The 16,927-nt window shown below is 47.3% G+C and carries 10 protein-coding genes; 7 read left to right on the top strand and 3 right to left on the bottom strand.

Annotated features, from left to right (window positions below; genetic code table 11):
* Nucleotides 1–13 precede the first annotated feature (13 nt).
* The 7 genes from MJ770_RS08015 (at nt 14) to MJ770_RS08045 (ending at nt 12,600) form a co-directional block, all read left to right on the top strand.
* Nucleotides 14–2,296 (top strand): EAL domain-containing protein, encoded by a 2,283-nt coding sequence (locus MJ770_RS08015; RefSeq protein ID WP_239251088.1) that lies wholly within the window; start codon nt 14–16, stop codon nt 2,294–2,296.
* A 1,093-nt stretch (nt 2,297–3,389) separates the two neighbouring features.
* Nucleotides 3,390–4,775 carry a Na+/H+ antiporter NhaA gene (gene nhaA / locus MJ770_RS08020; RefSeq protein WP_239251089.1) on the top strand — a complete coding sequence of 462 codons (1,386 nt, stop codon included), beginning with the start codon at nt 3,390–3,392 and terminating at the stop codon, nt 4,773–4,775.
* Between the two features lie 261 nt (nt 4,776–5,036).
* On the top strand, nt 5,037–6,239 hold the full coding sequence (locus MJ770_RS08025; protein WP_239251090.1) for an acetate/propionate family kinase: 1,203 nt from the start codon (nt 5,037–5,039) through the stop codon (nt 6,237–6,239).
* A 35-nt stretch (nt 6,240–6,274) separates the two neighbouring features.
* Entirely contained in the window at nt 6,275–8,668 is a 2,394-nt protein-coding gene (locus tag MJ770_RS08030) for a phosphoketolase family protein (RefSeq protein ID WP_239251091.1), read from the top strand.
* Nucleotides 8,669–9,127: 459 nt separating this feature from the next.
* Nucleotides 9,128–9,736: a MarC family protein gene (locus tag MJ770_RS08035; RefSeq protein WP_239251092.1), complete on the top strand. Its 609-nt coding sequence runs from the start codon at nt 9,128–9,130 to the stop codon at nt 9,734–9,736.
* A gap of 463 nt (nt 9,737–10,199) precedes the next feature.
* On the top strand, nt 10,200–11,084 hold the full coding sequence (locus MJ770_RS08040) for a PLP-dependent cysteine synthase family protein (protein ID WP_239251093.1): 885 nt from the start codon (nt 10,200–10,202) through the stop codon (nt 11,082–11,084).
* A gap of 310 nt (nt 11,085–11,394) precedes the next feature.
* Nucleotides 11,395–12,600: a cation:proton antiporter gene (locus MJ770_RS08045; RefSeq protein WP_239251094.1), complete on the top strand. Its 1,206-nt coding sequence runs from the start codon at nt 11,395–11,397 to the stop codon at nt 12,598–12,600.
* A gap of 363 nt (nt 12,601–12,963) precedes the next feature.
* Here the strand turns inward: MJ770_RS08045 and MJ770_RS08050 are convergent, their stop codons facing one another.
* The 3 genes from MJ770_RS08050 to lptM all read right to left on the bottom strand — a co-directional run bounded on the left by MJ770_RS08050 (nt 12,964) and on the right by lptM (nt 16,541).
* Entirely contained in the window at nt 12,964–14,220 is a 1,257-nt protein-coding gene (locus tag MJ770_RS08050; RefSeq protein WP_239251095.1) for a putative Na+/H+ antiporter, read from the bottom strand.
* 947 nt (nt 14,221–15,167) lie between these two features.
* Nucleotides 15,168–16,415, bottom strand: a complete 1,248-nt coding sequence (gene lysA, locus MJ770_RS08055) for a diaminopimelate decarboxylase (protein WP_239251096.1) — start codon at nt 16,413–16,415, stop codon at nt 15,168–15,170.
* 6 nt (nt 16,416–16,421) lie between these two features.
* On the bottom strand, nt 16,422–16,541 hold the full coding sequence (lptM, locus tag MJ770_RS15635; RefSeq protein WP_445083136.1) for an LPS translocon maturation chaperone LptM: 120 nt from the start codon (nt 16,539–16,541) through the stop codon (nt 16,422–16,424).
* Nucleotides 16,542–16,927: the final 386 nt, after the last annotated feature.

Genomic DNA, 16,927 nt, shown 5'->3' on the forward strand with positions numbered 1-16,927 from the left:
GAAGAGCCTTTCCGTGCGTGCACCCCTGGCGCTGGTAATTGACGACGACGAGTCCATGCGTCTGTTGGCGTGTGCGGTTCTCGAGCAGAATGGTTTGCGGGTCATTGAGGCCGCGTGCGGGGAGTCCGGGTTGACAGCATTCAGTGACGACACGCCCGACATTGTTCTGCTCGATGTCCAGATGCCGGGCAAGGACGGATTCGCCGTGTGCAGTGAATTGCGCGCTATGCCGGCGGGATTGCATGTCCCGATACTTATGATGACAGGACTCAACGATGTGGAGTCCATCGATCACGCCTATCAATCCGGTGCCACGGATTTCATCCAGAAACCAATCAACTGGCCAATCTTGGGCCATCGCGTACGATACATGCTGCGCGCGAGCCGCTCGTTTGAGCAGCTCGCCAGGCTTTCGCGCATTCAGAAAGTATTGAGTGGTATAAATTCCGCGCTTATGCGCATCCACGACTGTCCGCAATTATTCAAAGAGGTCTGCCATATCGCCGTGGACCATGGCCAATTCATGATGGTTTGGATTGGTCTCGTTCAACCGGACACATTCTGCACCAGTGCTGAGTACTGGATGGGTCATAACGACGGATATCTGGAAGCGGTGGAACGTGACGCACACCACTTGCCTGATGGTGATGGTGTCGGCAAACTGGCATTGCTCAGCGGAAAGCCAGTCATTGTCAACGATATTAAGTCGGATCCTAGAGTTAAGTACAAGAAGGAAGCCCTGTCGCGTGGTTACGGTTCTATGGTGTTATTGCCGTTGCAGGTAGCAAATCAGTCGGCGGGATTAATCGCGTTTTACTCGGCAGTCCCTGACTACTTTACGGACGAGGAGATGCGACTCCTGAACGAGCTGGCCGGGGATGTTTCCTTTGCGCTTAACTACTTCGCCAAGGAAGAGAAACTTGACTATCTGGCCTATTACGATGCATTGACAGAACTTCCCAACCGCACGCTTTTTTTCGACCGCGCGAATCAGCATGTGAGCAGCGCTAAAAAAGATCGCGAAATCCTGGTGGTCATATACATTGAGTTGGAGCGCTTCCGTAATGTAAATGATACGCTAGGGCGCCAGGCTGGTGACTGCCTGCTTAAGTTGGCTGCGGAGCGTCTGAAATCCGCAGTTGTGGAGCCCCATCTGCTGGCACGTACTGGTCCTGACAGCTTTACTATTTTGCTCGTAGACACGAAAAATGAGTCGGAATCCTTACATCTTCTTGAACGAACAATTATCCCGCTTTTCCACCAGCCTTTCACAGTGGATGGAACCGATCTGCGCATATCCATCCGGTCAGGCATTGCGCTTTTTCCGAACGATGGAGGCGATGCAGATACTCTGTTAATCAATGCGGAAGCGGCACTCAAGAAAGCGACGGCGTCAGGAGAACGGTATTTATTCTATACGCCCCAGATGAACGACCGAGTTGCCGGAAAACTGTTCCTTGAAAACAAACTTGGCAAGGCTCTGGAAGAAAAGCAGTTTGAACTCTATTACCAGCCGAAGGTTGATCTCATGACCGGCCGTATATGCGGGCTGGAAGGATTGATTCGATGGAACGATCCTGAAAAAGGCATGGTGCCACCGTCAGAATTCATCCCACTGCTGGAGGAAACTGGGTTAATACTCGACGTCGGGGAATGGGTCATTAGAAAAAGTCTGGAGGACTACCGTCGATGGCAAACTGCAGGACTGCAGCCCCCGCACATTGCCGTCAATGTTTCTCCCCTTCAGCTCAGGCACAAAGACTTTGTTACCGTTGTACAGCAGGCCATTGGTGCAGATCACATGAATGCGCATGGACTCGACCTGGAAATCACCGAAAGCCTGATTATGGAGGATATTGACCGGAATATCATGAAACTTGCAGCATTGAGGCGTATGAACATAGTCATTTCAATTGACGATTTCGGAACTGGATACTCGTCACTCGCCTACGTCGCGAAGCTGCCGGTTGACATACTGAAAATTGACCGCGCCTTTATCGTCGGCATTGAGAACAGCTTGGAAAACAGAGCCATAGTCTCAGCCATAATATTGCTAGCTCATTCGTTAAATCTGAAGGTAGTTGCAGAAGGGATTGAAACAGAAGAGCAGGCGCAATTTCTGAAATCGCTCCAATGCGATCAGGTGCAAGGCTATTTAATCAGTCCACCAGTATCGTCGGATCAGATTGAGACAATGCTGGAAAAACAGTGCTCCACCCCGGATCTTCTGATAGCCTGTGAAAAATCAAGCAGCATCTCACCCCTGTCATTTCAACACCCTTCTCACGCATTGTAGTGAGGCATTAACTCAACCAATATCTACCGATACCAAACCGGCGTTTCCAGAGGCTGTTCCCAGGATTACCCGCGTTAACTCAATTACAGCACAGGACTACCAAATATTGCAGGATATGGGGCAAAGTGCAAATAAACTACCTCACGCTGTCTGACTTCTGTTTTTCTCACACTGAAGAACTTGAAGTGCTACTCTCAGACAACGTGACTGCATAGATGAGTAGGTGACATCAAACTAAAACGTGCCGCGAAAGCACTTAATCGCATTTCGGAGTTTTTGCTGGTGCGGGACAGAGCAGAGGTCAAGTGCCTCGCGCTGGCACACAGCTTTTTACGCATGGTAAAACTGTTACCTCAATATATAGAATATAGACACAGGTGCGTCCGCAATGCCTGAAAAGTGAGAATCAAGGAATCAACATGAGGACAATCAACTTGAGCTAGCGCTATAAATCCATTTATTTAACGAAGTATTGCAACCTGAATCTGATGCTAACTTTGCTGACAGTAGTTCTATTTAAAAATACGCTGAACAAGATGTTGCCTAAGAAATTTTGATTGTTTCCTAGCCTCTGAGTTAGCCTTGCACAAATAGATTTAGTCATTGCCAATAGCTTTGTACTATCGGATATGAATATCAATGGCGACAACCATCAACCAAGTGAATTCGGTGTGAGTTATGGGCTACGTCTACAGCGCTGAAAAGTTAATTGGAAACTTTCCGTAACTCCTTAACGCGGCCTTAATGCTAATGCCAGATGAGGTCACAGCGGTGCATAGCCAGCTCAATAAATGTTTGACAAATCACATGTGCACCCGCGTATAGTTAATGAGTTTGATGACAGTCTGCTAATGAAAACATTTGGTCAGACAGGAACAGATGTTTAATTACATAAACGTCAACAGCTAGAGAAATTGAAAAATAATAAGGCGTGATTGTTTTTGGTCAGACCGAAGAAATGCACGAACAATTCTATGCTATTACCATAAAACAAAAAATTTCTCATCCGGCTGCGGTCACCATCACGAAAACAAGGCGAGAATGGCTGTTTCGTAAACGCAACCATCATCTTAAATATAGTAAGGTTACATCTATGAGCAAACAAGAAAATACATCAGAAAATATTCATAGAGAAGGAGTTTTTAACGCGCCATGGGAAAAATCCTTCAATAAAATTCTCACGCCTTTTGAAGAGTTCATTCATCGTCAGACCACCAGCGGCATGTTACTTATGGGGATGGCGGTAATCGCTTTGTTACTGGCTAACGGACCACTAGCCGTTGCATATGAGCATCTGATTCATACCTATGTCAGTTTCAAAGCCGGCGACTGGAAACTGGAAATGAGTCTGCATCACTGGATTAATGATGGCCTGATGGCGCTGTTTTTCTTCGTCGTTGGTTTGGAGCTAAAGCGTGAGATACTGGTCGGTGAGCTGGCAAAAATTCGCAATGCAATATTGCCAATCGGTGCTGCCATTGGCGGCATGGTCGTGCCGGCTTTAATCTATTTCGCGATTAATCCCGACGGTGACGCTGCGCGTGGCTGGGGCATACCAATGGCTACAGATATTGCATTTGCCATAGGTGCGTTGGCATTACTGGCAGGTCGAGTACCGAATGCGTTGATAACTTTTCTGGTAGCGTTGGCAATTGTCGATGACCTGGGTGCAGTGATGGTGATTGCCGTTTTCTACACCGAGACTATTTCAATAGTATGGTTGTTGATTGCTGGCGGTCTATTTGCTTTATTACTGGCGTTTAACATGGGGGGTATTCGCAAAACTTTGCCATATCTCATCGTTGCAGTGTTCCTCTGGTATGCACTGATGCAATCTGGTGTACATGCTACGTTGGCAGGTATTCTGGGAGCACTATCGGTGCCTGCCATACCCAAGTACAAGCCTGAATTATTTAGCAATCATGCGAGAGATCTTTTGCAACGTTTCGATGCTAACCACGAGCCGGGTAAAAGCATTATGAACAATGACAAGCTGCGATCGGTAGTACAAACCCTGGGACATGATTTGCGTCGCGTAGAAGCGCCGCTACAACGGCTGGAGCATGTCTGGCACATGCCGGTGGCATATCTGGTAATCCCGATTTTTGCGCTGGTGAATGCAGGTATTCCGATGAAGTTTGGATCACTAAGTGAAACATTTAGTCACCCTGTTCTGTTAGGCGTTACCTTAGGGCTGGTACTGGGCAAATTTATTGGTATCACTGGCGTGTGCTGGTTAATGCTGAAGTTAAATATTGCGGCATTGCCGAAAGACACACGGTTTACCCAGATTGCAGGTGTCTCGCTGCTGGCTGGAATCGGTTTCACCATGTCTATTTTTGTTGCCCAGCTCGGTTTTAAAGACCATGAAGATTTATTATTGATGGCAAAAACGGGCATTCTGGCCGCTTCTCTGCTGGCAGGAATTGCCGGTTTTATCTGGCTATATCTGGTGGGTAAACCAACTGCTGAGGATTAGAATTTCGAGAAGGATTATGGGTTGCTATGCCAGCAGTCGAATTGTGCTGGATTGGGCCACTTTTTAAGCACTAGAGGACTATAATCTCTTGGCTTCAGGCAGGTGCAAGCGCAGAGATATAACTGCCAGACGGCTGTAACTACTCATAATGCACGCGACACTAAACAACTAACAGATGCAAGTGATGACCAGATACTGGTCCTATACCAAAGCCTCAGAAAATGCCACCAGCAAGCTGTATGGCGAAACTTAAAGAGTCAAATGAATAACGTGATCCTTGTACTTAACGCCGGCTCCTCCAGTATAAAGTTTGGTATTTTTGCTACTGGTGTGGGAGACGATACGTTGACGCCTGGCTATCGCGGCCAGATCGCTAACATCGGACGCCATGCACACTTTGAGGTAACTCGTATCCACCACGATACTGACGAAAAGCTGGTGGATACAGAACTTTTGGTGGCTGATCACGAAGCTGCATTGCAAGCATTGCTGGCATGGTTTCAAGAACACGCAACTCACCTGAATTTTATTGCGGTTGGCCATCGAGTGGTCCACGGCGGGACAATTTTTTCCACACCTGTCAGCATCGATGCCAAGGTATTAGAAATGCTGGAGGCACTGGTGCCGCTGGCGCCGCTGCATCAGCCGCATAACATAGCCGCCATCAAAGCATTCAGTCGAATCGATGCCGAAGTGCTGCAGGTCGCTTGCTTCGACACGGCTTTTCATCGCAGCATGCCAGCCGTGGCACAGAGCTTCGCACTCCCACGCACACTGACAGCAGAGGGTGTGCGCCCTTATGGTTTTCATGGACTTTCGTATGAACATATAGCCAGTGTTCTGCCGAACGATCAGAAGTCAGGTACCGAAGATCGTGTGATTGTTGCTCATCTTGGTCACGGGGCAAGCCTGTGTGCCATGATCGGTCGCAGGAGTGTGGCGACCACTATGACATTCACGCCACTGGATGGATTACCCATGTCAACACGATGCGGTAGCATTGATCCAGGCGTGTTGCTTTATCTCATGAATGAAAAGGGTTGGACGCCAGACATTGTCTCCGATCTATTGCATAACAAATCTGGATTGCTCGGCATGTCAGGTGTTAGTGGCGATATGCGTGAACTTTTAGCCAGTAACGATCCGCATTCAGCGGAAGCTGTTGATCTGTTTGTCTATCGTGTGGTGCGCGAAATTGGTTCACTGGCTGCTGCTGCAGGCGGGCTGGATATGCTTGTGTTTACCGGTGGCATCGGTGAACATTCGAACATTATTCGCGAGCAGATCTGTCAGCCACTAAGCTGGCTTGGAGTGCAGATTGATTCGTCTGCAAACGCTGCTGGCAAATCACAGATAAGCCGACAGGATAGCCTCGTATCCGTCAGGGTCATTCCTGCCGATGAGGAACTTGTTATCGCAAAGCATGCCTATGCTATGGCGCAGTCGATAACCCGGCGCAAATGACGTTAACACTGCATTCGAAATGCGAGGAACAAAAAATGACAAAGAGAGCAGACAAAATTACAGTCAATGATGCGCCCCTGAGTGCCGATGAGTTACAGAATACCGATGCCTACTGGCGCGCCTGTAACTATCTTGCCGCTTGCATGATTTATCTGCAGGCGAACCCATTACTGCGCAAGCCGCTAGAATTTGAGCACATCAAAAATCGCCTGCTCGGCCACTGGGGTGCAAGCCCCGGACTGTCGTTTATGTATGTACACATGAACCGGCTGATCAACAAATATGATCTGAATGCTATTTTCCTTGCTGGCCCTGGTCATGGTGCGCCCGGAGTGCTGGCGCCGGTGTATCTGGAAGGCGCTTATTCTGAGGTCTATCCGGACATGAGCGAGGATGAGGAGGGCATGCGACGGTTCTTCAAGCAGTTTTCCTTTCCCGGTGGCATCGGCAGTCATTGTACGCCGGAAATGCCTGGCTCAATCCATGAAGGTGGCGAGCTAGGTTACAGTGTATCGCACGCCTTCGGAGCAGCATTTGACAATCCAGATCTTATTGTTACCGTGGCTGTTGGAGATGGCGAGGCTGAGACCGGTCCGTTGGCCACATCCTGGCATTCCAGCAAGTTTTTGCATCCGGTGCGTGACGGTGCGGTGCTGCCGATTCTTCATCTGAACGGCTACAAAATTAATAATCCGAGTATTCTGGCGCGAGTCCCACATGACGAGTTGGAGAGCCTGTTTCGGGGTTATGGCTGGACACCTTACTTCGTCGAAGGCGACGACCCGAACATCATGCATCAGAAGATGGCCGCCACAATGGAGCGCTGTATACAACAGATTCGCGAGATTCAGGCACAGGCGCGCAATGGCGGTGCAGTTACTCGCGCACATTGGCCGATGATTGTTTTACGCACGCCCAAAGGCTGGACCGGGCCGAAGGAAGTGGATGGCCACAAGGTCGAAGGTTACTGGCGCGCGCACCAGGTACCATTGTCCGGCCTGCACGGCAACCCTGAACATATGCAGCAACTTGAAAGCTGGTTACGCAGTTACCGGCCAGAAGAGCTGTTTGATGCGCAGGGCCGTCTGATACCCGAATTGAAAGCGCTAGCGCCCAAAGGAGTGCGCCGCATGGGCGCCAACCCGCATGCCAACGGCGGTTTGTTGCGGCGTGATTTACGCATGCCGGATTTTCGCGAATATACAATTGATGTCGCCAAACCTGGTAAGAGCAGCGCCATGAACACCAAACCACTGGGGGCCATGCTGCGAGATGTTATGCTCCAGAACATGGAAAATTTTCGGGTTTTCGGTCCTGATGAAAACACCTCCAACAAACTGGACGCAGTTTACGAAGTGAGCAAGAAATTATGGTTGGCAGACTATCTTCCCGAAGACGACGATGGTGGCGAACTCAGCCCCAATGGTCGTGTACTAGAGATGCTCTCAGAACATACCTTGGAAGGCTGGTACGAAGGTTATGTGCTTACCGGTCGTCATGGTTTCTTCGCCACTTATGAGGCCTTCGTGCATGTTATCGATTCGATGTACAACCAACATGCCAAATGGCTGGCCATCTGCGAGGAGTTGCCTTGGCGTGCACCCATCGCCTCGATTAATCTACTCATTACTTCCACCGTCTGGCGTCAGGATCACAACGGATTTACCCATCAGGACCCAGGTTTTCTGGATGTCGTGATTAACAAGAGCCCGAAGGTTACACGCATTTACCTGCCGCCGGATGTCAACTGTCTGCTGGCCACGGCCGACCATTGCCTGCGCAGTCACAATGACATTAACGTCATCGTCTGCGACAAACAGATGCATATCCAGTACCTGGATAAAAATGCAGCTATTAAACACTGCACTAAAGGGCTGGGGATATGGAAGTGGGCAAGCAATGATGAGGGTTTCGAGCCGGACGCGGTGATGGTCGGCTGCGGTGACATCCCGACAAAAGAAGCGCTAGCTGCCACGGCTTTGCTGCGACAGCATTTTCCTGATCTCAAGGTTCGTTTTATTAACGTAGTGGATCTGTTTCGCATGACCTCGGAAAGTGAACATCCGCATGGCCTGTCCGACCGCGATTTTGACAGCCTGTTCACCATCAACAAACCCATCATTTTTAACTTCCACGGTTACCCATGGTTGATCCATCGCATGACATATCGTCGCACCAATCATAACAACCTGCATGTACGTGGTTACAAAGAGCGCGGCAATATCAATACACCGCTGGATCTTGCGATCGAAAATGAGATCGATCGGTTTAGCCTTGCTATTGATGTTATCAACCGGGTGCCGCACTTACAAGTAGCAGGTGCTCACGTCAAAGAAAGTCTGCGCGATATGCAGATTGATTGTCGCCGTTATGCACATGAACATGGCATCGACAAACCAGAAGAACGTGACTGGGTGTGGCCGTATTGATCAGCTTGCGCTGATCTTATTTATAGGGCACCTCTAAAAATTCAATTTTGTGAGCAGCCGCTTCGCGGCTTGCCTGCTTACTCCTCTTCGTCACAATACTGCATCACTTTAAAAAATTATCACTTACATCTCAACCAAATGCCGCGCCAAAATTTTTTATTCATGCCTGCCTTACTTACAAACGTTGATGTTTTAAAATTTCCCTGATGTCATCACCTGGGTGATCTTCGATTCAATGCAATTGCTAACTGTTTTAGGCCTGAGCATTCAGGCTCAGTTAGCCATGCACCTGTTAAGCAAGAAAGCAATCAAGCCAGGATATCTAATGGAAGAATGAAGTAGAATATGTCAATAATTTTATACTTAATAAAGTCATTTGACCCATTATTATCTTTTTAGTATTTTAAGAGTCCTGCCTTCTAAGGCAGCGTAAATAATTTTCAGTGTGGAATCAATGCAATGGATTTATTCAAATCAGCAGTTCTAATGTTTGTATTACTCAACCCATTTTTAGTCATTGTATATCTAGTTGATATGCTCGAAACATTAGAGAAGAAGCAGTTCGCAAAAACGCTGATTCAAGGTGCCATGATAGCGAGTGCAGTATTTTGCTGCTTTGCTATTGTGGGTGACTTCATTTTTTCAGGTATTGTACAAGCAGAATTTGCATCCTTTCAAATATTTGGAGGGGTGGTTTTCCTGTTGATAGGACTGCAGTTCGTATTTCGGGGTCCGACAGCGATTGAAATATTAAGAGGCGGCTCAAAAGGCCTTGCAGGTGCAATTGCAATGCCCGTTTTGATCGGGCCTGGAACCATTGGCGCCAGTGTAATTATTGGCAAAAGACATGAGGCAATATATGCCAGCGCCATCATACTGATCGCAGTATTTACTTCAGTATTGATCATGCTTCTGCTCAAGGCATTGCATGATTACGTTCGTCCGCGCAACGAACCTCTGATCACAACGTATATAGGGGTTGCTGGGCGCATTATGGCACTATATGTGGGAACGGTGGCCGTAGATATGATCATGCAAGGCGTTCGGGTCTGGGCTAACATGTTTTAGCAAATTTGCAGGGGTTATTCTGATGCTATCAAGTGACTTTAGGGCGCCTCTAAAACTTCAATATTCGTCACTTCATGGCGTCTCATTAAACAATTAGATCATGCATATCAACCATATACCGCAATCTATTTTTTACGCTTTCCTGGCTTCGCTTTAAAACTTGAATGTTTAAAAAGCACTTGATGTCAACATCTGGGTGGTCACCAATTAAATGCGATTGCTGACTACTTTAGACTTTAATCTTAAGGCTCAATTTGGCATGTCACCTGTTTGATAAATCAGCCATTAAGTAAGGATATCGAATTAACGATATGAAGTAGAATACGCCTGTAAATTTATTATTAAGTAAGTAACTTGTCCCATTATTTCTGCGTTAACAAAACTTGTTTATTAGCTGAATTCCCGCCTGCGCGAGAATGAAGAGCTTTCATTTTTTTCCCAACTTTTTTGAGCTAACTCCATCATGCAAACTATTCTAGATGCTATCGGTTCGACACCACTAATTCAGATTGACGGAATCTGGGTCAAGCTGGAATTTCTTAACCCATCCGGCTCCATCAAGGCACGTATTGCAAAATACATGATAGAGCGCGCTGAAAGCGAAGGTTTGCTGAAACCAGGCGACACTATCGTGGAAGCGAGCAGCGGCAATACCGGTAACGCAATGAGCATGGTGGCCGCTGTCAAAGGCTACAAGATGCTGGTGTTAATGCCCAATGGATTGAGTCGTGAACGCACCGCGATCTCCCGTGCTTATGGTGCCGAGGTTCACATGATCGGGGATTTTCATGTCACCAATGCGCTGGCCGAAGTTAAAAAAATGGGGAATCTACCCGGTTATTTTGCCCCACAACAATTCGATAACGAATGGAACGTAGATGAGAACCGCGAGTGGTTAGCGCAAGAAATTCTGGAACAACTCCCTGATGGCGTAATCCCTGATGCAGTTGTCGGTGGCGTTGGTACCGGTGGCACCATTATCGGTGTAGGCCAGGCATTCAAGGCTGTTAATAAGGCATGCAAAGTTGTCGCGCTAGAACCTGGTGAGTCATGCACGATACTCTGTGGCGAGATCGGTAAGCACCTGATCGAAGGAATTGCCGACGGGTTTGTGCCCGGTATTATTGAACGCCACCGTGACTTGCTCGACGAAGTCGTCTCGGTCGAATCAGCAGAAGCTGTGCAGGAGATGCGCCGACTGGCGCGTGAGCATGGAATATTCGTCGGGCCATCATCTGGCGCGCACCTGATCGCTGCTCGAAAATTACGCGATCGGCACAAAATCGAACATATCGTCACATTTTTCTGCGACAAGGGCGAGAAGTACATCAATAACTATTGGTTGTGACAGAAGCCATAAGGCCTTACACACTACTCAACGGATGTTAAATGTAAGGCCTGACATCCGCTACTGTGGCTTAATGCTTAAACTTTGCAAGCTTCTAAATATTAAATAAAGGACACCACCAATAATTCAATTTTGCGAGCAGCCGCTATGCGGCTTATCTGCTAACCTCATTTCGTCACGATACTGCGTTACTCAAAAAAATCGTCGCTTACATATAAACAATATGTCGAGCTCAAGTTTTTTTACTCATGCCTTGTCTTGCTTAGATATTTTAATTTGTAGAGGCGCCCTAATGTCAGATAGGATTTAAATGGATTTCTTACCAACATGGCCTATTGAATTTAATTCGATGACCTCTTTCAGCATTTTGCTGGTCGCTGGCGCTATGGGAGGATATCTGGCCCATACGATACGTTGGCTACCCAGCATTACTGGCTTCATGCTTTTAGGTTACATCGCAGGGCCAAGTGGGATGGACTTATTAAATGCAGATGCATTATCTTCGGCTCGCGTTATTATTGATATTGCACTTGGCCTGATTCTCTATAGATTAGGATTGTCACTCGATATCAAAGCAGTCTTTAAAAACCATTATCTACTCCTGGCCACGATTTTGGAGACGATTGCAACGTTACTGGCTGTTTATTTTGTTTTACGATATTTCGATGTTTCAGCTTTAACTGCTGCCATTGTTGCTGCCATCTGTACTTCGTCATCTCCAGCAGTACTGATTCACGTAGGACATGAGCTTGGCGCCAAGGGGCCTGTGACAGATTCCGCCAGTTCATTGGTGGCCTTGAATAATGTCATGTCTTTTCTAGTGTTTTCAGCCTTATTACCTGTTGCACATATGGAAGCAGATGCTTCATGGCTGGTGATTGTGTTCGAGCCTCTATATCGACTTCTTGGCTCTTTACTGCTGGCAGTCATTATTGCCTATGGGCTGCACTATTTAATCCTCGTCACAAAACAAGCAAAGCAATATCGTCTTGCATTAGTCGTAGGTGCCACCATGCTTGCCTTGGGTTTGGCAAATGCACTAGTGCTATCCATTTTGTTTGCGCCACTCGCACTGGGTATTATTGTTCGCAACATTGAGCATGAAAATGTTATTTCCAAAATTGAGTTTGGTGAATCTTTCGAGCTTTTTTTCATTGTCCTTTTTGTTTTTGCTGGCGCAAATTTGCATATCGATGAACTCGTTAAATATGCTCCCATTGCGATCGCATTGATTTTTGCCAGAGGGATATCCAAATGGTTAGGCGTATTTGTTGCCGCTAAATCATACAAGATGCCGACTCGATCAGCAGTTTCAACAGGGCTGTTGTTGATGCCAATGGCTGGTCTCGCAATCGGCTTGGTTCAAACTACAAATCAACTATTCCCACAAGAGATAGCTACAGTATCGGCATTAGTATTTGGGGCCGTTGCCATACTTGAAACCATAGGTCCACTGATTGTAGTTTGGGCTTTCAAGTATTCTGGTGAAGCGGATAAAAAAGAAATTAACGATTGATACTGCGATAAATTATTGAACTTGAGCTGCACTCTTTCCAAGCGAAAGTACCAAACTAAAGCGCGGCATATGGTTTATATGTAAGCGAAAAATTTTTCGAGCAATGCAGTATAGTGACGCAAAGGGGAAAGCAGGCAAGCTGCGAAGCGACTGCTCGCAAACTTGGATTTTATAGGTGTTCTGGATTTATCGGGTTCGAGCTTCCAATTGGGGGATGGAACGCCTTCGAGAATGATTACTGACTAAGCGTTGCTGCACATAACAGCAACGCTTGCAAATAAAGGGGAACATCCTTTTTCCAGATATATCGTCAGCTTGGATTCTGGCAAAGCTTGCGCCAGCGTTTTCAAGCAAAATAAATTTTTATATCAGAAAAAATAACGCTGCAACAGCAGTCGGCGGCAACGCGCCCAGCAACAAACCGACAGCACCTATTGCTTCATCGTTAAAACCACGCCTGAGTAGTGCCACACCAGCCGGATTCGGCGCATTAGCAATCACGGTCAAGCCACCCCCAGCCACAGCACCTGCAACCAGCATATATTTTTCCTCATCTGACATGCCTACTATCAACGAACCCAGATAAGTGAGTGCTGCATTGTCTGTAATAGCGGTCAGTCCGAGGGCGCCAAAGAATAAGGCCGTCGGGCCGAGATTAGAAACGATGGGTTGCAGCCACCATTGCTGCATACCGCCCAATACGACTAATCCAGCCAGAAAAAAACCGACCAGCAACCCCTCCTTGAGAATCAACGGGCTTTGAAAATCCTTATATGCTTGCGTATAACCAAGAAATAACAGGAATATCCCCAAAAAAAGCACAGGATGATGAGCCAAGGTGACTACAGCGGCCAAAAACGTCAAGTGGATTACGCTGACCAGCAATGGAACCTGGGGCTCGGAAGTATCAATTACGGATGGGCGCTTTTCGTGAATATGCGAGCGCAACAAAAATGTGATTCCCGTCGCATTGATCAACACAGAAATGCATGCCTTCCAGCCAAAGGTTGATACCATAAACGCAGTATCCCAATTCCATGCCGAAGCAACCATGAGCACCGGTGGTGCAGCGTAAGACGTGAGTGTGCCTCCAATTGAAACATTAACAAAAAGTACGCCCAGTGCGCCATATTTAAGCCATTCTGGAATTCCTTGCCGGAAAATCTGTGGTGCCAGCATCAATGCGGCAAGTGTCATGGCAGCGGGTTCAGTAATAAGTGAACCCATCAACGGCACAGCAGCCAAACCTAGCCAAGCTAACGCAAGGCTGGTACGCACCGGCGTCAGGCGTGCCACTTGCATCAATAAGAATCTGGCGACCTCCAATACTGGACGTGAAGCGGCTATCACCATTACGACAAATACGAACAAAGGCTCGGTATAATGGCGTGATTCAGCGTAAGCAATTGCTTCCGACCCACCTGACACCAGCGCCATCACGACAATCAGAACGAAAGCCCAAAATCCGAAAACCACCTCAACTTCACCCAATAGATGGAACATGCCTCCATGTTTAGGGTAACGGTGAGCGAGACGTTCAAATGATTTTGCAGCAAATGTATGCAGCAACGCCAAGGCAAAAAGTCCTGCCCCAATAGCTTGCATAGTGGTAATTTCCATGTTCATACCCTTAGTTCATTGTCGATTGTGCGCGCATCATAAAGCAACTAGGCTTGTTACAGGCAATATGAAGCGAGGTTGTCGCAGTATGTTCACCTTGACCATACTCTTACGGGCACCTCTAAAAATTTAATCTTCGTCACAATATCGCGTGACTCGAAAAAAATTATCACTTGCATATCAAACATATGTTGTATTCAATTTTTTGCTCGCAACTTGTCTTGCCTGGCAACGGGGTAAGCTGGCAAGCTGCGAAGCGGCTGCTCAAAAAATTGAAATTTTAGAGGCGCCCTTAATTTTGCCGGGTGTTTTGAGACCATCCGAGTGCGAAAGATGAAAATGCAGACGCATTCCAGCTTGGTTGTAATGTTCAGTGAACGTGCCAATGATTTCGAATCTGCTCTTGTATATCCCCACACAAATGTTTGCGCGGAGGTGATGATAGAAGGCTTGACGTAGCGTTAATTTATGAAAAAAAATTATTTTGTACTGAAGAAATTTTACAGTTGCAAACCGTCATTGCGCAAGATGTGACTTACTATTTGGCTTGGGAATAAAAACTTTTTTTATGACGACCACAGGAATCTCACAATGAGCATCTTTGTAAGGACCACTCCCCCGCTCCCAACCATTGCCCGGAGAAGTTTGTGCGCAATATCGTCCGTCATTTGATTTGCTATTCCATTGATACCATAGAGCTGGAGCAGCGAAAGCTGGAACGCAAATAAATGAACAAATCACTAAAGTGGCAAATCTCGATTTCATATTTGCATCCTTATAAATACGTGACTTTACAGTCTCTGCTGAATCTGTGCTAAAAATTTAGACTAGTTTTTTCCAAGCAACATGTTCCATTTGTCAATCTATTCCCTTCGACGACTGATATTTTTCTGTGCGGCCTTCACGTCAACAGGAAAAATTGATGATGCACTATAACTTTTGTATGCCTAACCAAAAAGTTTTTCACCGGCAAACAACTGCGGAACCGTTTCGCGCTCTCGGATAAGCTGTACAACTTCACCAGCCACCATCACTTCGGCAGCACGTGGGCGTGTGTTGTAGTTTGAACTCATGCTCATGCCATAAGCGCCAGCCGACATCACCGCAACCAGATCTCCTTGCGAGATAGCCAATTTACGGGCATTGCCAAGGAAATCGCCGGTTTCGCATACCGGCCCCACCACTTCATATTGCTGCACTGGCGTATCACTTAGCTGCACAGGCTGAATATGATGATAGGCGTCGTACAAGGCGGGACGCATCAGATCGTTCATGGCCGCATCGACAATGGCGAAGTTTTTTTCTTCGCCATGTTTGAGATACTCAACTTTAGTCAACAGTACACCAGCATTACCAAGCAGCACCCGTCCCGGCTCAATAATGATCTTTTCGCTACGTCCCCGCAGAGCACTGAGTAACGCATTGGCATAATCGGCAATAGCAGGCGGCGTTTCATCCATATAACGGATGCCTAGCCCACCGCCCAGATCGAGATGCTCAAGATGGATCCCTTCACTTGCCAGCGTGTTTACCAATACCAGCATTTTTTCTGTCGCTTCGATAAATGGACTAAGTTCGGTCAATTGCGAACCAATGTGGCAATCCATGCCTACCACTCGCAGATGCGGCAGCCCGCTCGCCTTGCGGTATAACGCCAGCGCTTCTGTATAGGCGATGCCAAACTTGTTTTGTTTCAAGCCGGTGGAAATATAGGGGTGCGTCTTGGCATCCACGTCTGGATTCACGCGCAGACTTACCGATGCCACCTTGTTGATTTGTCCTGCTACTTCATTCAAGCGTGTAAGTTCTGCTTCCGACTCTACGTTGAAGCACAGAATGCCCGCTTCCAAGGCCAGTTGCATTTCTGCCACTGTTTTGCCCACACCAGAAAACACCACTTTATTCGCCGCGCCCCCAGCCGCCAGCACACGCTGTAATTCGCCGCCGGAAACTATGTCAAAGCCGGATCCTAACTTGGCTAACAGATTCAGGATAGCGATATTTGGATTGGCCTTTACCGCGAAGCAGATCAGATGCTCGCGCTCTTTGAGTGCCTCAGCAAACTGGCGATAGCGATCAGTTATCGCACTGTGAGAGTAAACATAGCACGGCGTACCAAATTGCTGTGCGATATCAGGCAGGGAGACTTGTTCGGCATAAAGCTGGGTACTCTGGTATTTGAAATAATCGGTCATGGCTCTTTAATTTTGATCAGGAAAAAACTGGGTTGAGGGTTCTGGCGGCGGCAAAAATAGATCCCCCTTGGTCCCGCAGCCTTGTAGCAGGAATGCTGATAGCAGCAAAATACCGATAATACGCATGGTTGAACTCCCACTAAACTGGAACAGGGTGGGATTATAAAGGCAAGTCCGGAAGTGACTGAAACTGAATTTTATCAATACGCCGAAGTGGTTGTCGCAAAGTCGCTGTTTTCATCAGGAGGCAACGGAACCAAGTCTTGCGATACAACATGGAGACGGCCTATGAGACCGGTGGTTATACGATATAGCAAATGACCGATGCTTTTGGGATGCATTATTGCACTGTCAGCTGTGCGTCCCATAAAAAATGCGATAAAAACACATGGTTGCTTGTGATGTTGGGCTGCGCAAGCTCAACGCCAACCTACATTAGCCCAGGCTACGTTTACTTAGCTGTAGTAATCGCGACATCATCTGACAGTTACCCGATTTGATCGAAGTGACTG

The sequence above is a fragment of the Candidatus Nitrotoga sp. M5 genome (assembly GCF_927904885.1).
GTDB lineage: Bacteria > Pseudomonadota > Gammaproteobacteria > Burkholderiales > Gallionellaceae > Nitrotoga.